We start from the raw sequence: 19,334 nt of genomic DNA, 5'->3' as shown, positions 1-19,334 counted from the left end.
CCGATCAGGCGGCCGAACGACGGTCGCCCGCATTTTGTTCTTGAAATGTTCTTATCGCCTGCTAGGCTTGCCTGCACAGTCTAGTTGAGGGGCGTCGCCATGTTTCATTCCAGATTGCATTCGTTCTCCCGCCTGATGATCTCGCTGACGCTTGCGGCCGGGCTGGCTGCGCTGGCCGATGGCGCAAAGGCCCAGGACAAGCGGCAGAACACGCCCGGCGAATTCGATTTTTATGTGCTGTCACTGTCTTGGTCGCCCTCTTTCTGCGAGGAGGCGGCGGAGCGCGGCGGCCGCTCGCAGACCCAGTGCAGCGGACGGCCCTACGCTTTCGTGGTGCATGGTTTGTGGCCGCAATATGAGAGCGGATTTCCGGAATATTGCCAGCGGCCCTCGCCGCGGCTGAACCGCAGCATCGTCTCCTCCATGCTCGATCTGATGCCGGCGCCGGGGCTGATCTTCAATGAGTGGGACAAGCACGGCACCTGCTCGGGGCTCGCTGACCGCAGCTATTTCGAGACGATCCGCAAGGCGCGCGCCGCGATCAAGATTCCAGCCGAATATCTCGATCTATCGCAGGCCAAGACCGTGGCGCCGGCGGAGGTGGAGGAAGCCTTCATCAAGGCCAATCCGGGCCTCAGCAATGCCGCCGTCTCGATCACCTGCAACCGGACGCGGCTATCGGAAGTCCGCATCTGCCTCAGCAAGGACCTGCAATTCCGCGCCTGCGAGGAGATCGACCGCCGCGCCTGCCGCCGCGACCAGGTGACGATGCCGCCGATCCGGGGTGGCTAGCCCAGGCGTCGTGCCTCTTTGCTCGGGCCGTCACGTGGCGTAGTGCTCTTGCATGAATTACCGCCACGCCTTCCATGCCGGCAACTTCGCCGATGTCATCAAGCACATCGTGCTGACGCGCATCATCACCTATCTCCAGGACAAGCCGGGTGCGTTCCGCGTCATCGACACCCATGCCGGCGCTGGCCTCTACGATCTCGAAAGCGACGAAGCGCGCCGGGGCGGCGAGTGGCTGACGGGCATTGCGCGGCTGATGCAGGCGCGGTTGTCGAACGACGCCATGGCGCTGACCAAGCCCTATCTCGACATCGTCCGCGCCTTCAATCCGAAGGGCGAGCTCAAGGCCTATCCGGGCTCGCCGCTGATCGCACGCGGCCTGCTGAGGCCGCAGGACCGCCTCTTGCTCTGCGAGCTCGAGCCGAAGGCGCGCAAGGCGCTGATCGGCGTACTGCGCCGCGACGAACAGGCCCGCGTGGTCGACCTCGACGGCTGGATGGCGCTGCCGGCTTTCGTGCCGCCGAAGGAACGGCGTGGGCTCGTTCTGATCGACCCGCCCTTCGAGGCAAAGGACGAGTTCGAAAAGCTCGCAGAGGCCTTCTCGGCGGCTTTCGCGAAATGGCCGACCGGTATCTATGTAATCTGGTATCCCGCCAAGAGCCGACGCGCCACCGACACGCTGGTGCAATCAGTGGCGCGGCTCGCAGCCGCAGCAAAGCCGCCGGGAAAATGCCTGCGCCTCGAATTCAGCGTGGCGCCGCAAGCCGACGGCGCAGCCCTCACCTCCAGCGGGCTCTTGATCGTCAATCCGCCTTACACGCTGCACGGCGAACTCAAGACGATCCTGCCGGAGCTGGAAATGCCGCTCGGCCAGGGTGGCGCTGCCAGATTCCGATTGGAGGTGCCGAGACCGTAACACTCCGGCATTCTTGGGAAAAATATGCAGGAGCGGTAGTCAATCTGCAGAGAACCGTATTATGCTGTTGCGGTGACTGGCTTTACGTTCCGCTTCCGCGAATGGTTGCGGCGGAGTGAAGGCCTAAGAAAGATCCAGTCGGACCGAATGGTCTGCCGAAGGATGGCCAGCTCCCGGGCTTCGTAAGGCCCGGTCATGTCGTGACGCGCGTCTGCGTCACGACGGAGGAGCAATGAGGGGGAGTTTCCCGATGGCCATGACGGGAACGGTCAAGTTTTTCAACGGTGAGCGCGGCTACGGATTCATCAAACCGGACGACGGGGGCCGCGACGTCTTCGTACATATTACTGCTGTGGAGCGGGCCGGACTGAAGGACCTTGCCGAAGGACAGCGTATTACTTTCGAAGTCGAACCGGACAAGAAGGGCAAGGGGCCGAAGGCGGTCGATTTGGTCATCCTTCCCTAGCGAGCCAAGCGTCAAAAAAATCCCGGCCGCAAGCGGCCGGGAGGTTGGTCCGGTATTTTCTTCTTTAGCTATCAGAAGTGATAGTTCACGCCTGCGCGCACAACGCTGGCGCTATAGCCGTTTGACACGCCCGTAATCGCGAACTGACTCGTCGACAGATCGATATAGAGATATTCGAGCTTGGCGCTCCAGTTCGGCGCGAACATAACTTCCGCGCCGGCACCGATGGTCCAGCCGGCGCTGGTGTGCGACTCGGTCCAGCCGAACGTCTGCGCGCGCAGCTCGCCGAAGGCGAGGCCCGCCGTGCCGTAGAACAGCACGTTGCTGAAGGCGTAGCCGGCGCGGCCGCGCAAGGTGCCGAACCACGGATTGGAGAACTTCCACGGCGCGAAGGTGTCGTCGGCACCGGCGGCCTGGATGTCGCCCTCGACGCCGAACACCCATGGGCCGTTCTGGAAATTGTAGCCGGCCTGAACGCCGCCGACGAAGCCCGACGGTTTTGCGGGATTATTGCTCACCGAACCCCATTCGTAGCCGAGATTGCCACCGAGATACGGACCGGCCCAGCTATAGGCATTGAGCGGCTGATTGACCGTGTAGGGCGCACGCTGCCCGTAATTGAGATCGGCGGCCTCTGCCGAAGCCGTCCAGCCGACCGCAGCCAACGCGGCTGCGCCCACAACGAGCCTCTTCATCACACACTCCAACGCAACTCCCGTCACCGCTGCGATGCCCGCGCCGCCGCGCGAGGCAAAACCGCATGGTTACGGAACCACCCTTTTTCGCGTAAGATTTATCGAGAGTTTTAAGTTAAAGGCCTGTTAAGCCGGGTTACCGCGCTGTTAACAGGCTTAAGCAAGCGTTACCGGGAACTGCGCCGCCATCCTGTGCGTGCCGCTCGGCCGGAACTTCAAATCGACACCCGCAGCGCTTAAATTCGCACCATGGTTCACGATTCCCCCGACAATCCGGACGACGCACGCGTACGCAAACCCGTGCGCGGCAACGCACCCGACGTCCCGCCCCAGGAAACGGAAGCCGCGCCGCCGGACCTCGATCCCGCCACTGCGAATGGCGACGACGAGGACGATGCGCGGCTGCCGGACATCCTGGAAGAGAGCGGCACCGTCGGCGAAGAGCCGCTGGCGACCGGCCACGAGGCGATCGAACGCGCGGTGCGCCTCGCCCCCACCTCGCCCGGCGTCTACCGCATGCTCAATGCGAATGCCGACGTGCTCTATGTCGGCAAGGCCAAGAACGTCAAAAAGCGCCTGTCGAACTATGCGCGCCAGAGTGCGCCGCAGCCGGCGCGCATCCTGCGCATGATCGCCGCCACGGTGACCGTGGAAATCATCTCGACCCACACCGAGACCGAAGCCCTGCTGCTGGAGGCCAACCTCATCAAGCAGCTTCGGCCGCGCTTCAACGTGCAGCTGCGCGACGACAAGTCGTTTCCCTATATCCTGATCACGGGCGACCATTGGGCGCCGCAGATCCTGAAGCATCGCGGCGCGCAGACGCGGCCGGGTCGCTATTTCGGCCCGTTCGCCTCCGCCGGAGCCGTCAACCGCACCATCACCGCACTTCAGCGCGCGTTCCTGATCCGCTCCTGCACGGATTCCTTCTTCGAGAGTCGCTCGCGGCCCTGCCTGCTCTACCAGATCCGCCGTTGCGCCGGCCCCTGCACCCGCGAGATCGACTTCCCCGGCTACACGACCCTGGTGCGCGAGGCGAGCGACTTCCTGTCCGGCAGGAGCCATGCGGTGAAGCAGGAGCTTGCCGCGGAGATGGAGAAGGCCTCCGGCGAGCTCGAATTCGAGAGCGCCGCGCTCTACCGCGACCGCCTCGCTGCGCTGTCCGCGATCCAGTCGCAGCAGGGCATCAATCCGCGCACGGTGGAAGAAGCCGACGTGTTCGCCATCCACCAGGAGGGCGGCTTCTCCTGCGTCGAAGTGTTCTTCTTCCGCACCGGGCAGAACTGGGGCAACCGCGCCTATTTCCCGCGCGCGGAGAAGACATATACGCCGGAAGAGGTGCTCGGCTCCTTCCTCGCCCAGTTCTATGACGACAAGCCGCCGCCGAGGAATATCCTGCTCTCGCACGAGATCGAGGAGAGCGAGCTGCTTGCCAACGCGCTCTCGATCAAGGCGGGCCGCAAGGTCGAAGTGTCCATGCCGAAGCGCGGCGAGAAGAAGGAGCTCGTCACCCACGCGCTCACCAACGCGCGCGAGGCCCTGGGCCGCAAGCTCGCGGACACCGCGACGCAGAGCCGCCTGTTGGACGCCATGGCCACGACCCTGAGCCTGACGCATGCGCCGAAGCGGATCGAGGTCTACGACAACAGCCACATCCAGGGCACCAACGCAGTCGGCGCCATGATCGTCGCCGGCCCGGACGGTTTTGTGAAAAACCAGTATCGCAAGTTCAACATCAAGTCGGAGGGCCTGACGCCCGGCGACGATTACGGGATGATGCGCGAGGTGCTCGAACGCCGTTTCAAGCGCTTGATCAATCCACCCGAGGACAACGCGGCCAAAGCCAAGGACGACGACTTCCCGCAATGGCCCGATCTCGTGATCATCGATGGCGGCCGCGGCCAGCTCAACGCGGTCCGGGACATCTTTGCAAATCTCGGCCTGACCCAGGTGGCGCTGATGTCGGTGGCCAAGGGGCCGGACCGGGATGCCGGCCGCGAGACCCTGTTCATGCCGGAGCGCGAGGCGATCAAGCTGGAGCCGCGCGACCCCGTGCTCTATTTCATCCAGCGGCTGCGGGACGAGGCGCACCGTTTCGTCATCGGCTCGCACCGCAAGCTGCGCAAGAAGGACATCCGCGAGGCCGGCTTGCAGGAGATTCCTGGCATCGGTCCGTCACGCAAACGTGCCTTGCTGCATCATTTCGGAACCCTGAAGGAGATCGAACGGGCCTCGATCACCGATCTCGGTAAGGTTCCGGGGGTGAGCGCCGAGAGCGCCCGCAGGATTTTCGAGTATTTCCATCCCCAGCCGGGGTGAAATAAAAGGGGGGCCGCGGTCATATGGTCGTCGCATCCCGCACCCCATTTGGGGAGCGGAACGGTTGACCTTCAGGCTGCAGCGGTATTGGTAGGACGGATGAACATCGCCACGACACGAGGGACGACCAGCCGCGCGATGTCCCTCCCGAACATCCTGACCTACGGCCGGATCGCCGCGATCCCGGTCGTGGTCGGGTGCATCTACGCACAGTCGATCATGGACGGCCCGCTGTGGCTGCGCTGGGGCGCCGTCGCCATTTTTATCGCGGCTGCGGTCACCGATTACCTCGACGGCTATTACGCACGGATCTGGAATCAGCAATCGGCGTTCGGCCGCATGCTCGATCCGATCGCCGACAAGCTTCTGGTCGCCTCGTGCCTGCTGATGCTGGCCGCCGACGGCATCATTCACGGCTGGTCGCTGTGGGCCGCCATCGTGATCCTGTGCCGCGAGATCCTGGTCTCGGGCCTGCGCGAATATCTTGCCGCGCTGCGTGTCAGCGTGCCCGTGACCAAGCTTGCGAAATGGAAGACGACGGTTCAGCTCATCGCCATCGGCTTCCTGCTGGCTGGTCCGGCCGGCGATGAGGTCGTGCCCATGGTCTCGATGATCGGGCTGGCGCTGCTCTGGGCCTCGGCGATCCTCACCATGTACACCGGCTACGACTATTTCGGCGCCGGCATCCATCACCTCATCAAGGAGGATGAGGGATGAAGGTGAAGTACTTCGCCTGGGTGCGCGAGCGCATCGGCAAGGCCGAGGAGACGATCGAGCCGCCTGCGACCGTGCGCACCGTGGAAGAGCTGATCGCCTGGCTGTCCGGCCAAGGCGAAGCCTACGCCTATGCGTTCGAGAAGCCGAAGGTGATCCGCACCGCGATCGACCATGCCCACGTCAAGTCGGACGCCACGATCGCAGGCGCTCGCGAGATCGCGTTCTTCCCGCCGATGACCGGCGGCTAGGCCATGTCCGTCGCCACCTGCCCCGTCACCATCCGTATCCAGCAAGACGATTTCGACATCGCGCGCGAGATCGCGGTGCTGACCGGGAACCGCACCGACATCGGTGCGGTCGTGAGCTTTTCCGGCATCTGCCGCAGCGACGAAGACAGCGCGAAGATCGCCGCGCTCTCGCTCGAGCATTATCCCGGCATGGCCGAGGAAGAGATCAGGCGCCATGCCGACGAGGCCATCTCGCGCTGGCCTCTCAGCGGCGTCACGGTGATCCATCGCGTCGGCCGTTTCATGCCCGGCCAGAACATCGTGCTGGTGCTGACCGCCTCGCAGCACCGCCAGGCAGCGTTCCAGGCAGCCGAGTTCCTGATGGATTATCTCAAGACCAACGCGCCGTTCTGGAAGAAGGAAGAGAGCGCCACCGGCACCGGCTGGGTCGAGGCCCAGGCCCGCGACGACGAAGCCGCCGCACGCTGGACCCGATGCTGATGGCAACAACATCCAAAAAGGCCGTGCGCGGCCGCGCCGCGCCAAAGCTCGCGAAAGTGGGCCCCGGCGAGCTTCTCACGCTGATCGATTTCGTCCGCTATGCCGTGAGCCGCTTCAATGAGACCAAGCTCGCCTTTGCCCATGGCACGCCCGATCCGGTCGCGGAAGCGGCTTTCCTGGTCTGTGAAGCCCTGCATCTGCATCCCGAGCAGTTCGAGATTTTTGCCAACGCGCGCGTGACGGCCGCCGAGGGCAGGACCATCATCGATCTCGTTCATCAGCGCGTCACTACGCGCAAACCGGCCGCGTATCTCGTCAACAAGATCTACATGCGCGGCCTGCCGTTTTATGTCGACGAGCGCGTCATCGTTCCGCGCTCCTTCATCGGTGAACTCTTGGAGTCGCATTTCGGCGGCGACGGCGAAGCCGGCTCGCTGATCGACGACTCCAGCGCCGTCGAGCGCGTGCTCGATCTCTGCACGGGATCGGGATGCCTCGCGATCCTCGCCGCGCATCATTTCCCGAACGCCACGATCGATGCCGTCGATATCTCGAAGGGCGCGATCGACGTCGCCAGACGAAATGTCGGCGAATACGGGCTCGATGGCCGGATCAGCCTGCATCGCGGCGACCTGTTCGCCCCACTCGGTAACACCAAATACGACCTGATCATCACCAACCCGCCTTATGTCGACGCCGAAGGCATGGCGGCGCTGCCGCCCGAGTGCCGGGCCGAGCCGAAGCTCGCCTTCGACGGCGGCGCCGACGGTCTCGATGTGGTGCGCCGGATCCTGCGCGATGCGCCCGGCCATTTGACGCCGCATGGCGGGCTGATCTGCGAGATCGGCCGCGGCCGCGAATTGGTTGACGAGGCCTTTCCTGAATTGCCGCTGCTCTGGCTCGACACCGAGGACTCCGAGGGCGAAGTGTTCTGGATCGCGGCAACCGATCTCGGCTGATCCATCACGGCGGGCAGACCTCGTCGGAACAAGTCAAATACCGCCACGTTCATCCCCCGACGAATTTTCTCGCACTCGGAGGATAACCGCATGCTTGCGCCATCGGGCGAATTGCTGCGCGCCGGCGTCGCGCTCAAGCTCAACCATCTCAAGCGCGCCGCCCAGTCCTATGCCCGCGACCGGAGCAACCAGGCCACAGGGCGCATGACGTCGTACGCGGCTGCGGCCGGACTGCTCGCGGTTGCGGGCTTGTTCGTCGTCGCAGCCTTCTTCGTCGGCCTGATCGCCCTGTACCGCTGGATTGCAATCCATTACGGGCAATTCTGGGGGTTCGGCGCCGTCGGCGCTGTGCTCCTGGTCCTGGCCGCCGCCTGCGCCGGCGTGGCCATGGCCCAGATGAAGCGCAAGACCAAGCCGATCGTGCCGCTCGCCAGCCGCCTACGGGTGGCTATCGCCACCCCGCGCATCCCGCGCGGAACGGTGAAGGAGGCGGTGAAAGAGGTCGCGACGACAATTCCCCTGGCGCCGCTCGCGCCGGGCGAACGAGGACATGAGTCAGGACATGGCGGCAGCACGTGGCCGGCTCGGTCCAACCGGCCCGTGCAACTCGGGCTGATGCTCGCGGCCGTTGGGCTGGTCGGGATCACGGCCGCGCGCAGGCGGCGTCACGGCCACGGAGCGGATACCTGAAAATGCGTATGCGGCGCGCCGAGCAATTCGACAGCTGGCTGTTAGTCGCAGCCACGACCGTGTTCGTGCTCACCGCGGAACGGTATTTCCAGGATTCTGGCCTGATCCGGCCGGGACCTCCGCAAGACCACCGCAACGGCGAGGCGAATTCGCCGGAAACGAGCCCGACGGGCGCAGCCTCGCAGCCCGGCCGCGGCCGCCGCGCGAAAAGCCCGTTCGCGATCCCGTGGGCAGGCTGGAAGGACATCCTCTGGCGCACCTATCAGCGCATCGACGAGGATCGCCTGCTCGCGACCGCCGGCGGCGTCGTCTTTTTCGGACTGCTCGCGATCTTTCCCGCCATCACGGCGCTGGTTTCATTCTATGGCCTGTTCGCCGATCCCTCGACGATCAGTTCCAACCTGCAATCGCTCGCGATGATGCTGCCCGAGGGCGCGTTCCAGATCGTCGAGGACCAGGTGGCGCGCGTCGTGTCGAACGGCGGCGCGACCCTTGGTTTCACTTTCCTGTTTGGACTCGTGCTCGCGATCTGGAGCGCCAATGCCGGCGTCAAAGCCATCTTCGACGCCCTCAACGTCGCCTATGAGGAGCGTGAAAAGCGCAGCTTCATCCGGCTGAACACGGTCTCGCTGGCTTTCACGGTCGGTGGCATCGTTGCCCTGCTGCTGATGGTGGGCGCCGTCGTCGCCTTCCCGCTCGCGCTCAACCACCTCGGCATGGCGCCCGAAAGCAAGCTGATCGTGGCGCTGGCGCGATGGCCGGTGCTGTTCGTCATTCTCCTTGCGGCGCTCGCCGTCCTCTACCGCTTCGCGCCCAGCCGCGACGCCCCGCGCTGGCAATGGCTGAGCCCCGGCGCTGTGACGGCCGCGATCCTCTGGATCGCCGGCTCGGCGCTGCTGTCCTGGTATCTGTCCGAATTCGCAAATTACAACGCGACCTACGGCTCGCTCGGCGCTGCGATCGGCTTGATGATGTGGATGTGGATGTCGGCCATCGTCATCATGTTCGGGGCTGAGCTGAATTCGGAGATCGAACGGCAGACCTTGCGCGACACGACCACCGGGCCGCCCAAGCCGCTAGGCACCCGCGAGGCCGTCTCGGCCGACACGGTCGGCGCCGCGGCGCCGTCCTGACTCTGCGATTGGGCCGCTATCCCCTCGAATCAACAATGATGTTAAGGTCATGCCGCTTGGGGGAGCATGCGGCGTGACGGGTTCGAAACGCCACCCGTGTTTTCCCGGTCAGGCAGTCAGCTCTTGAGGCGTAACGCGCGGCATGATTCGTATTTCGACGATCTTCATCGCGATCTGCATGGTTCTGGTCGCCGCCTCGCTCGGGCTCCTGCTCTACGCGGTCGCCGGCATCAGCGGAACCGAATCCGCGATCGTGGCGCTGACGGCGCTGACCTTCCTGATCCTCTACAATGCAGTGTCGATGCGACTGCGCGACCGCAGCGACGTCGGCGGCCAGATCGCCGATCTTTCGCGCGGCACCGCCGACCTCGCCCGTCAGGTCGCCGAATTCGGCCGCCGGCTCGCCACGATCGAAGCACGCATCGCCTCTTCCAATTCGGCCAACTCCGACCGCATCCAGTCGGTGGTCGGCGAGATCAACGAACTCGGCGGACTGGTCAGGCAACTCGCCACCACCGTGTCGGCCCATGAGGATCTGATGGCCGGCAACGCGCCAGTGTCGGCCCCCGCGCCGGTCGCAAGGCAGGAGCCGGACGCGCCGCTCGACCTGATGGCCACGTTCGAGGAGGAACGGCCGGCTGCCCCGGCGCCCGCGCCGCCGCCAATGCGGCCGGCAGCACCGGCGATCCAGACCCAGACCGCCAATCCGGTTCAGACCGCCAACGGCCGCAACCAGACCCAATTGCTGGCGACGCTCCGCAACGCGATCGACGAGAACCGCATCGACATCTTCCTCCAGCCGATGGTGTCGCTGCCGCAGCGCAAGGTCCGGTTCTACGAGGCCGTGACGCGCCTGCGCGACGAGCGTGACCAGCTGGTCGCGGCCGAGGAGTTCATCAGCATCGCGGAGGCCTCCGGGTTGATCGGGCGCATCGACAACATGGTCATGCTGCGCTGCGTGCAGGTGCTGCGGCGCCTGATGGTACGCAACAAGGAAGTCGGCGTGTTCTGCAACGTCGCGGCTTCCACGCTCGGCAATTCCACGACCTTCGCGCAATACCTCGATTTCCTCGAAGCCAATCGAGCGCTGGCGCCCTCGCTGGTGCTGGAATTCAAGCAATCCACCTTCCGCAATCTCGGCCCGGCCGAAACCGAGAATCTCGCCGCGCTCGCCCAGCGCGGCTTCCGTTTCTCGATCGACCATGTCACCGATTTGCGCATCGAACCGCGCGAGCTCGCCGATCGCGGCGTGCGCTTCATCAAGGTGCCGGCCTCGCTCCTGCTCGACCCCAGGCAGGCTTCGGCCTCGGACATCCACCCGTCCGATCTCTCCGACCTGCTCGGCCGCTTCGGCATCGATCTGATCGCCGAGCGAATCGAGGGCGAGCGCGCCGTGATCGACCTGCTCGATTATGACGTGCGGTTCGGCCAGGGGTTCCTGTTCGCGCCGCCCCGGCCATTGCGGCCGGAGGGGTCATCTGCTACCGCCGCGCCGAACCAGGCACAGGACATTCAGGGATCCAATGGCTCCGGCATATCCAGCTCAGGCGCGACGTCGGCTGCGTCTGCGCCACAGCGCGTCACCGGCAACGCCGCGCTCGCGCGACGTATCTGATCGGCCGCACGCATCATGACCACACTGCATTTCGCCGAAAGCCTGCGTGAACTCGTGGCGGGCGTGGACGTCGTGCTCAGCGACATCTGGGGCGTGGTCCATAACGGTCTCGAATCCTTCCCCGAAGCCTGCGAGGCGCTGCACACCTACCGCAGCCGCGGCGGTACGGTCATCCTGATCACCAACGCGCCGCGCCCGGCCGACTCCGTGCAGCGGCAATTGCGCAAGCTCGGCGTCGCCGACGAGACCTATGACGCGATCGTGTCTTCAGGCGACCTGACGCGGCTCTATGTCGCCGACCATCCCGGCCGCAAGATGTTCTGGCTCGGCCCCGAGCGCGACAACTCGATCTATCGCGGCCTCGATGCGGTGACCGCGCCGCTGGAAGAGGCGGATTACATCGTCTGCACCGGCCTCTATGACGACGAGACCGAGACGGCGGAAGACTATCGCGGCATGATGCTGAAGGCGCGCGAGCGCAAGCTGACGCTGGTTTGTGCCAACCCCGACATCGTGGTGGAACGCGGCGACCGCCTGATCTATTGCGCCGGCGCGATCGCGGAGCTCTATCGCGAGCTCGGCGGCGAGGTGATCTTCTACGGCAAGCCGCACCGGCCGATCTACGAGCGCGCGATGGCGCTCGCCGGCGAACGCCAGGGCCACCAGATCGACCGCAAAAAGGTGCTCGCGATCGGCGATTCCGTCCGGACCGACCTCACCGGCGCGCGCGAGTTCGGCATCGATTGCCTGTTCGTGACCCGCGGCATCCATGCCGAGGAGTTCGAGGGTCTCGACCAGCTCGACCCGGCGTCGGTGCTGGAATTGTTCGGCCATCCCCCGAAGGCGCTGATGCGCGAACTGAAGTGGTAGCGAGTTGATCGTCATTCCCGGTTGATCTGGGGCGTCGATTCCGGAACGACGAACCCGACGCAGAAAGCCCGGGACAATCGCCCGGGCTTTCCGAATTCAACTGATGGCTTCGATCGCGCCTTACGCGCTCGCCATGTCCGGGAAGACCGCCTCGATCTTGGTCTTCAGCGTCGCCGCGTTGAACGGCTTGACGATGTAGTTGTTCACGCCGGCCTTCTTGGCCGCGATCACGTTCTCGGTCTTTGATTCGGCCGTGATCATGATGAAGGGCGTGGTGGCGAGGTTCGGATCCGCGCGCACTTCGCGCAGCAGGTCGTAACCCGTCATCGGCTCCATGTTCCAGTCGGAAATCACGAGCCCGTACTTCTTGCCACGCATCTTGTTCAGCGCTGCCGAACCGTCGCTTGCATCATCGATATTCTCGAAGCCAAGCTGCTTCAGGAGGTTCCTGATGATACGGATCATGGTGCTGTAGTCGTCAACCACCAGAACCGACATCGACAAATCAACCGCCATCTCGACTCCCCCAACGCAAACCCAGGAAATATTACGATCGGACCTGCCGGGCCGGAGCCCCGCGGTTCCACGCCCAAGGACTAGCACCAAGGCGTTAAACAGCGCGTTAACTGGGAACGCCCCCGGTGGACTGAAATCGCACTCGATGCGGCCGCCCCCTCCCGCTTGACTTCATCCGGCCCGTCGCGCCACGGTCCCGGCCGGTCCCGCCGGTTCGAGATTCCCCTGATGGCCCCGCATTTTACCGTTATCCGCGACACCACGCCGGACTCCGCCATTGCAAGGGGTGCCGTGGTCGCCATGGGCAATTTCGACGGCGTTCATCTCGGCCATCGCGCCGTAATCGCTGCGGCGCTGGAAATGGGCCGGCTACATGGCCGCCCTGCGCTGGCATTGACCTTCGAGCCGCATCCGCGCCGGTTTTTCAGCCCCAACACCCCGCAATTCCGCCTGACGGACGAGCGTGCCAAGCTGCGGCTTCTGGCCGGCACCGGACTTGACGGCGCCGTGGTCATGACCTTCGACAAGTCCCGCGCCGGGACCAGCGCGCAAGACTTCATTCACCACGACCTGATCGGGCGCCTGGGCATCGGCGGAATCGCCGTCGGCTACGACTTCCACTTCGGCAAGGGTCGGGTCGGCTCGCCGAGCCTCCTCGTCAACGAGGCGCCCCGGCTCGGCATCGAGGTCGACGTGCAGCCGCATGTCGATATCGACGAGCGGCCGGTCTCGTCCAGCGCGATCCGAATCGCGCTCGCCGAAGGCCAACTCGACGAGGCCACGGCCATGCTCGGCGCGCCCTGGTTTATCACCGGCGAGGTCATCCACGGAGAGAAGCGCGGCCGCGACCTCGGTTATCCCACCGCCAATATCCGCCTTGATGCCAATTGCGGCCTCAAGCACGGCATCTATGCGGTGCGGGTCGGCCGCGGCGCGGAGCGGCTGGATGGGGTCGCAAGCTTCGGCCGCCGCCCGACGTTCGACAATGGTGCGCCGCTGCTGGAAATCTTCCTGTTCGACTTCAAGGGGGATCTCTACGGGCAGGCGCTCGACTGCGCCTTTATCGGCTTCATCCGCGAGGAGCTGAAATTCGAGGGCCTGGATGCCCTGATCCGCCAGATGGACAACGATTCCGCCCGCGCCCGCGCCATGCTCGCCGCCGCGCCGGACGCGTTTCCGCGGCTTGGCGTCATCGATTGAGGCCGGAAACCGGCCCGCCGAACCTTTTGCGCTTCCCCCGCCCCCCTGCTATGGAGAGCCCATGTTTGCGCGGCGCATCATAGGGATTAGCGGCCCGGCTTCCGCCTGAGCCTTCGGCTCGGCGCAAGACCGGGATGTCGTCGTTTCACCCGCGATTCCGCATCGCCATCCGTTCCCGCGCCCTTCCGAGCCAGTCAGCCTCATGTCCGACAAGCCACAAAAGTCCCAAAAATCCGAAGCCAAAGACTATTCGAAAACCCTGTTCCTGCCGCAGACCGAATTCCCGATGCGGGCCGGCCTGCCGCAGCGCGAGCCGGAGCTGCTGAAATACTGGAACGACATCGGCCTTTACGACAAGCTGCGCCAGGAAGCCCAGGGCCGCGCCAAATTCGTGCTGCATGACGGCCCGCCCTACGCCAATGGCAACATCCATATCGGGCACGCGCTGAACAAGATCCTCAAGGACGTCGTGACCAAGAGCCAGCAGATGCTCGGCTTCGACTCCAACTACGTGCCCGGTTGGGACTGCCACGGCCTGCCGATCGAATGGAAGATCGAGGAAGAGAACTACCGTTCCAAGGGCAAGCAGAAGCCCGACTTCCGCGACTCCGCTGCGATGGTGGCGTTCCGCAAGGAATGCCGCGCCTATGCGACACACTGGATCAACGTGCAGCGCGAGGAATTCAAGCGGCTCGGCATCATCGGCGACTGGGATCATCCCTATCAGACGATGAGCTATCCCGCCGAAGCGCAGATCGCCCGCGAGCTGATGAAGTTCGCCGCCAACGGCACGCTGTATCGCGGCTCCAAGCCGGTGATGTGGAGCGTGGTCGAGAAGACCGCCCTCGCCGAGGCCGAGGTCGAGTACGAGGACTACACATCCGACATGGTATGGGTGAAGTTTCCCGTCACGTCCCCGGCACATGGTGCGCTCGCCAATGCATCGGTCGTGATCTGGACCACCACGCCCTGGACGCTGCCCGGCAATCGCGCGATCTCGTTCTCACCGAAGATCGCCTACGGCCTCTACAAGGTGACGGATGCGGCCGCGGACAATTGGGCGAAGACCGGCGATCTCCTGATCCTGGCCGATGCGCTTGCAGCAGAGGTGTTCAAGCAGGCGCGCGTCACGGCCTATGAGAAGCTGCGCGACATTCCCGGCGATACGCTGGACGCCGTGGAGTGCGCCCATCCCTTGCGCGGCCTCGATGGCGGTTACGCGTTTATCGTGCCGCTGCTCGCCGGCGAGCATGTCACCGACGATACCGGCACCGGTTTCGTGCACACCGCGCCGAGCCACGGCCGCGAGGATTTCGACGTCTGGATGGCCAATACCCGCGAGCTCGATGAGCGCGGCATCTCGACCGCGATCCCCTACACTGTCGACGAGAACGGCGCCTATACCGCGCAGGCCCCCGGCTTCACCGGCAAGCGCGTGCTCAACGACAAGGGCGAGAAGGGCGATGCCAATGAAGCCGTGATCAAGGCGTTGGTCGAGGCCGGCAAGCTGCTCGCGCGCGGCCGCCTCAAGCACCAGTACCCGCATTCCTGGCGATCGAAGAAGCCGGTGATCTTCCGCAACACGCCGCAATGGTTCATCGCGATGGACAAGGACATCAGCGAAGATGGCCACGCCAGGAAGGGCGATACGCTGCGGGCTCGCGCGCTGCATGCGATCTCGGTCACGCAATGGGTGCCGCCGTCAGGTGAGAACCGCATCAACGGCATGATCGCCAACCGTCCGGACTGGGTGATCTCGCGCCAGCGCGCCTGGGGCGTGCCGATCGCCGTGTTCGTGCGCGAGAAGAGCGACGGCTCGGCCGAGATCCTGCAGGACGAGATCGTCAACCAGCGCATCACCGAGGCCTTCATGGAGGAAGGCGCCGACGCCTGGTACATGGAAGGCGCCCGCGAGCGCTTCCTTGGATCCCGCGCGAAGGAAGATTGGAAGAAAATCGACGACATCTGCGACGTCTGGTTCGATTCCGGCTCCACACACGCCTTCGTGCTCGAGGATCGCCAGAACTTCCCGCAGCTCGGCAACATCGTTCGCAAGGTCGACGGCGGCGACGACACCGTGATGTACCTGGAAGGCAGCGACCAGCATCGCGGCTGGTTTCATTCGTCGCTGCTGGAGAGCGCCGGCACGCGCGGCCGCGCGCCCTACGACATCGTGCTCACCCACGGCTTCACGCTCGACGAGAACGGCCGCAAGATGTCGAAGTCGATCGGCAACACCGTCGAGCCTCAGAAGGTGATCAAGGATTCGGGCGCGGATATCCTGCGCCTCTGGGTCTGCGCCACCGACTATGCCGACGACCAGCGCATCGGCCCGGAGATCCTGAAGAACACCATCGAGACCTATCGCAAGCTGCGCAACACCGTACGCTGGATGCTGGGAACGCTGGATCACTACAAGCCGGCCGACGCAGTCGCGCCCGCCGACATGCCCGAACTCGAACGGCTGATGCTGCACGAGCTCGCGGTCCGTGCTGCCGTCGTCCGCAAAGCCTATCAGGAGTTCGACTACAAGACCGTGGTCGCAACCTTGTCCGCGTTCCTGAACAGTGAGCTCTCCGCGTTCTATTTCGACATCCGCAAGGACACGCTGTATTGCGATCCGCCGTCCTCGCTGACGCGCAAGGCGGCGCTGACCACGATCGACCTGTTGTGCAGCTCGATCCTGAAATGGCTGGCGCCGATCCTCAGCTTCACCGCGGAGGAAGCCTGGCGCATGTACAGGCCCGCCGAGCCCTCGGTGCACCTGACGCAGTTTCCCGACGACCTCGAAAGCCTGCGCGACGACAAGCTCGCCGCGAAGTGGGAAGCGATCCGCAACGTCCGCCGTGTCGTCACCGGTGCGCTGGAGCTCGAACGCGCCGCCAAGAACATCGGCTCGTCGCTGGAGGCATCGCCGGTCATCTATGTCGCCGACCGCGACATGCTTGCGACGTTGTTCGACACCGACCTCGCCGAGATCTGCATCACCTCGAATTACGAGGTGCGCGAGGGCGAGGCGCCGGCTTCCGCATTCCGTCTCGATGCCGTTCCAGGCGTCGCTGTCGTGGTGGAGAAGGCGGTCGGCACCAAATGCGCCCGTTCCTGGAAGATTTCGCCGGCGGTGGGTGAGGACCCCGAATACCCCGACGTCACCCCGCGAGATGCCCAGGCGCTGCGCGAATGGAAGGCGCTGGGGGTCAGCATCTAGGTCTCACCGTCGTCCTCGCGAAAGCCAGGACCCATTCCACGGCCGCCAATTGCGACGAAGGCTGATGACCACAAGTCTTTCAAACAACGACCGCCTCGGAGTGTGGGTCCTGGCTTTCGCCAGGACGACGACGGAGCGTGTTGTGGCGGACTGCCCATGACCCCGCTCCGCGCCGGCATCCTCGCGGCCCTGCTCACGCTCGTGGCCGACCAGGCTTCAAAGCTCTGGCTGCTGAACGTGTTCGACCTCGCCCGTCGCGGCGCGGTCGAGGTGACCCCGTTCTTCGACCTGGTGCTGGCCTGGAACATCGGCATCAGCTTCGGCTGGCTCCAGAACGACGGTCAGGCGGCGCAAATGGCGCTGATGGCCGTGAAGGTCGTCGCGGTGGTTGCGCTGGCGATCTGGATGGCCCGCTCCCACACCCTGCTGGCAACCATCGCGCTTGGCCTGATCATTGGCGGCGCCATCGGCAATGGGATCGATCGCCTCGCCTATGGCGCGGTGGTCGATTTCGCCCTGTTTCACATCAATATCGGCGAAAATACCTATAATTGGTACGTGTTCAACCTCGCGGACGTGGCCATCGTTGCTGGCGTGGCGGCGCTATTGTATGATTCCTTCCTGGGGGTACCCGCCGCAAAAGCGCCCTGATCCCGGCCGATACGGACCGGCAGGCGGAACCTTGCTTTTGCGAGGGATTAAGCCGCGCGAGAGCGGCAAACTGCCACATTTTGGAACAGGTACAGTGATGCGCAGCTCGAAGACCAGCGGTTCGATGGTTGAAGACCCCCGGCAGGGGTTCTGGCGGGCGTTGAAATTGTCCGCTGTCGCGCTCGGCATCGGTCTCGTCATGTCGGCTGGCGTCGCCCGCGCCGGTGACGACGGCGAGGACGACGACGACATGACCTTCGAAGAGAAGCTCATCGACAATCTGATGTCGGGCATCGGCGCCAAGAGCATGGAGAAGAAGGGTATCGAATACCGCGAGCGGTCGCCGCTGGTGGTGCCGCCCAAGCTCGACCTGCCGCCGCCCGCCGGCGTTGAAGCCAAGAACGCGCCGAACTGGCCGAAGGACCCTGACGAGAGACGCCGCAAGGAGGCCATCGCGCAGCGGAAGAAGGCCGTCAAGGCCACGGAGAGCTGGCAGGCAGGCCGGGCGTTGTCGCCCGCCGAGATGGAGGTCGGCAGGACAGCCGCACCCGAGCGCACGAGCAATGATCCTATTCAGCCGGGCACCAACGGCAATCCGTCGCTCAGCCCGGCCCAGCTCGGTTTCTCCGGCGGTCTGTGGGGCATGATGTCAAACAACAAAGGCGAGGCCAAGCAATTCACGACCGAGCCGCCGCGCCAGTCACTGGTCGAGCCGCCGCCGGGCTACCAGACACCGTCACCGAGCTATGCCTATGGCGCCGGAGAGGACAAGACACGGCGCACCTATTTCGACATCATGTCCGGCAAGGACAAGGAACAATAGCGCTCCTGTCCCTTCGCGATATCCCGACACAGACCCGGTCCCGCGCCGGCGGCTCGTGCGCGCCGGACGCGGTCTTTAATTGCTTATCAGTAACTTGCGCCCGAGTTGAGTTCTCTGCTTCGTGACGCGAAGCGTTTGCCGCACGGTGTACCATGCCGTGCCTCCGAGCCGGACATCCGGGCTCGGCCTTTCATAAGGATCATGATGTCCTCTTACCGATCGGCTGCCCGCCTCCTTGCCGCGCTGCTTTCGACGAGTGTCCTCACGGCCGGCGCATCCCTTGCGCAGACCACGGTGACATCGGCTCCGCCCGCCAGCTTCACGCTCGGAAACGGCATGCAGGTCGTGGTGATTCCGGACCATCGCACGCCCGTCGTCACGGAAATGATCTGGTACAAGGTCGGCTCGGCGGACGAGACGCCGGGCAAGTCCGGGCTCGCGCACTTCCTCGAGCACCTGATGTTCAAGGGCACATCGAAGCATCCGGTCGGCGAATTCTCCCAGACCGTACTCCGCGTCGGCGGCAACGAGAACGCCTCGACTTCGGTCGACTACACCAACTACTACCAGCGCGTGCCGCGCGAGCAGTTGCCGACCATGATGGAATTCGAGGCCGACCGCATGACCGGCCTGATCCTCAAGGACGAGAACGTGTTGCCCGAGCGTGACGTCGTGCTCGAAGAATACAACATGCGCGTCGCCAACAATCCGGACGCGCGGCTGAACGAGCAGATCATGGCCGCGCTCTATCTCAACCATCCCTACGGCCGGCCGGTGATCGGCTGGCACCAGGAGATCGAGAAGCTCGATCGCGAGGATGCGCTCGCCTTCTACCGCCGCTTCTATGCGCCGAACAACGCGATCCTGGTGATCGCCGGCGACGTCGAGCCCGCCGACATCCGCCCGCTGGTCGAGCGCAATTTCGGCGCCATCCCGGCGCAGCCCGCGATCCCGGCGCGCCGCGTCCGCCCGCAGGAGCCGGAACCCGCGGCGCCGCGCACCGTGACCCTGGCCGATCCGCGCGTCGAGCAACCCGGCC

General features: G+C 64.7%; 18 protein-coding genes and 1 pseudogene. 17 read left to right on the top strand and 2 right to left on the bottom strand.

The genetic code is table 11. From position 1 onward, the window contains the following. Positions 1 to 99 precede the first annotated feature (99 nt). The 3 genes from ACFQX9_RS11120 (at position 100) to ACFQX9_RS11110 (ending at position 2,171) form a co-directional block, all read left to right on the top strand. Positions 100 to 792, top strand: coding sequence for a ribonuclease T2 (locus tag ACFQX9_RS11120; protein WP_026232541.1), 693 nt, complete (start codon positions 100 to 102; stop codon positions 790 to 792). Between the two features lie 52 nt (positions 793 to 844). After that, complete coding sequence (locus tag ACFQX9_RS11115; protein WP_018453496.1) at positions 845 to 1,705, top strand: 23S rRNA (adenine(2030)-N(6))-methyltransferase RlmJ; 861 nt, start codon at positions 845 to 847, stop codon at positions 1,703 to 1,705. A 250-nt stretch (positions 1,706 to 1,955) separates the two neighbouring features. Beyond that, positions 1,956 to 2,171, top strand: coding sequence for a cold-shock protein (locus tag ACFQX9_RS11110; RefSeq protein WP_007614865.1), 216 nt, complete (start codon positions 1,956 to 1,958; stop codon positions 2,169 to 2,171). A 71-nt stretch (positions 2,172 to 2,242) separates the two neighbouring features. On the opposite strand, the gene ACFQX9_RS11105 is transcribed toward ACFQX9_RS11110, so the two are convergent. Continuing rightward, positions 2,243 to 2,866 (bottom strand): outer membrane protein, encoded by a 624-nt coding sequence (locus tag ACFQX9_RS11105; protein ID WP_085383808.1) that lies wholly within the window; start codon positions 2,864 to 2,866, stop codon positions 2,243 to 2,245. A gap of 249 nt (positions 2,867 to 3,115) precedes the next feature. Here ACFQX9_RS11105 and uvrC point away from each other — a divergent pair, with 249 nt between their 5' ends. The 9 genes from uvrC to ACFQX9_RS11060 all read left to right on the top strand — a co-directional run bounded on the left by uvrC (position 3,116) and on the right by ACFQX9_RS11060 (position 11,897). Continuing rightward, positions 3,116 to 5,185, top strand: a complete 2,070-nt coding sequence (gene uvrC, locus ACFQX9_RS11100; protein WP_018453494.1) for an excinuclease ABC subunit UvrC — start codon at positions 3,116 to 3,118, stop codon at positions 5,183 to 5,185. A gap of 99 nt (positions 5,186 to 5,284) precedes the next feature. Next, complete coding sequence (gene pgsA / locus ACFQX9_RS11095) at positions 5,285 to 5,902, top strand: CDP-diacylglycerol--glycerol-3-phosphate 3-phosphatidyltransferase (protein ID WP_377788376.1); 618 nt, start codon at positions 5,285 to 5,287, stop codon at positions 5,900 to 5,902. After that, positions 5,899 to 6,150, top strand: a complete 252-nt coding sequence (gene moaD, locus ACFQX9_RS11090; RefSeq protein WP_247489229.1) for a molybdopterin converting factor subunit 1 — start codon at positions 5,899 to 5,901, stop codon at positions 6,148 to 6,150. The genes pgsA and moaD overlap by 4 nt, the downstream gene beginning before the upstream one ends. 3 nt (positions 6,151 to 6,153) lie before the next feature. Then, on the top strand, positions 6,154 to 6,630 hold the full coding sequence (locus tag ACFQX9_RS11085) for a molybdenum cofactor biosynthesis protein MoaE (RefSeq protein WP_377788370.1): 477 nt from the start codon (positions 6,154 to 6,156) through the stop codon (positions 6,628 to 6,630). Beyond that, positions 6,630 to 7,589 (top strand): 50S ribosomal protein L3 N(5)-glutamine methyltransferase, encoded by a 960-nt coding sequence (gene prmB / locus ACFQX9_RS11080; protein WP_085350079.1) that lies wholly within the window; start codon positions 6,630 to 6,632, stop codon positions 7,587 to 7,589. Before ACFQX9_RS11085 ends, prmB begins: the two co-directional genes overlap by 1 nt. Positions 7,590 to 7,679: 90 nt before the next feature. Continuing rightward, positions 7,680 to 8,279: a hypothetical protein gene (locus tag ACFQX9_RS11075; protein WP_018453489.1), complete on the top strand. Its 600-nt coding sequence runs from the start codon at positions 7,680 to 7,682 to the stop codon at positions 8,277 to 8,279. 2 nt (positions 8,280 to 8,281) lie between these two features. Beyond that, positions 8,282 to 9,412, top strand: coding sequence for a YihY/virulence factor BrkB family protein (locus ACFQX9_RS11070; protein ID WP_026232540.1), 1,131 nt, complete (start codon positions 8,282 to 8,284; stop codon positions 9,410 to 9,412). A gap of 142 nt (positions 9,413 to 9,554) precedes the next feature. After that, positions 9,555 to 11,027 carry an EAL domain-containing protein gene (locus ACFQX9_RS11065; protein ID WP_018453487.1) on the top strand — a complete coding sequence of 491 codons (1,473 nt, stop codon included), beginning with the start codon at positions 9,555 to 9,557 and terminating at the stop codon, positions 11,025 to 11,027. Positions 11,028 to 11,042: 15 nt separating this feature from the next. Further along, positions 11,043 to 11,897, top strand: coding sequence for a TIGR01459 family HAD-type hydrolase (locus ACFQX9_RS11060; protein WP_018453486.1), 855 nt, complete (start codon positions 11,043 to 11,045; stop codon positions 11,895 to 11,897). 120 nt (positions 11,898 to 12,017) lie between these two features. Here the strand turns inward: ACFQX9_RS11060 and ACFQX9_RS11055 are convergent, their stop codons facing one another. Beyond that, on the bottom strand, positions 12,018 to 12,413 hold the full coding sequence (locus tag ACFQX9_RS11055) for a response regulator (RefSeq protein WP_007596883.1): 396 nt from the start codon (positions 12,411 to 12,413) through the stop codon (positions 12,018 to 12,020). A 228-nt stretch (positions 12,414 to 12,641) separates the two neighbouring features. On the opposite strand from ACFQX9_RS11055, the gene ACFQX9_RS11050 reads away from it, so the two are divergent. The 5 genes and pseudogenes from ACFQX9_RS11050 to ACFQX9_RS11030 form a co-directional block, all read left to right on the top strand. Next, entirely contained in the window at positions 12,642 to 13,613 is a 972-nt protein-coding gene (locus ACFQX9_RS11050; RefSeq protein WP_377788362.1) for a bifunctional riboflavin kinase/FAD synthetase, read from the top strand. A gap of 202 nt (positions 13,614 to 13,815) precedes the next feature. Then, a complete protein-coding gene (gene ileS, locus ACFQX9_RS11045) occupies positions 13,816 to 16,821 on the top strand; it encodes an isoleucine--tRNA ligase (protein ID WP_377788360.1) in 3,006 nt (1,001 codons plus the stop codon). A gap of 156 nt (positions 16,822 to 16,977) precedes the next feature. Then, the gene (lspA, locus tag ACFQX9_RS11040) at positions 16,978 to 17,472 is read left to right on the top strand and encodes a signal peptidase II (protein WP_026232539.1); all 495 of its coding nucleotides are present in this window, start codon (positions 16,978 to 16,980) and stop codon (positions 17,470 to 17,472) included. A 97-nt stretch (positions 17,473 to 17,569) separates the two neighbouring features. Beyond that, positions 17,570 to 18,295 carry a hypothetical protein gene (locus ACFQX9_RS11035; protein WP_018453482.1) on the top strand — a complete coding sequence of 242 codons (726 nt, stop codon included), beginning with the start codon at positions 17,570 to 17,572 and terminating at the stop codon, positions 18,293 to 18,295. 201 nt (positions 18,296 to 18,496) lie between these two features. Then, positions 18,497 to 19,334, top strand: a pseudogene (locus ACFQX9_RS11030) (M16 family metallopeptidase); the annotation flags it as partial.

This window comes from Bradyrhizobium sp. GCM10028915 (genome assembly GCF_042666195.1).
Classification (GTDB): Bacteria; Pseudomonadota; Alphaproteobacteria; order Rhizobiales; family Xanthobacteraceae; genus Bradyrhizobium; species Bradyrhizobium canariense_D.
This window is presented reverse-complemented; position numbering and strand designations above follow the sequence as displayed.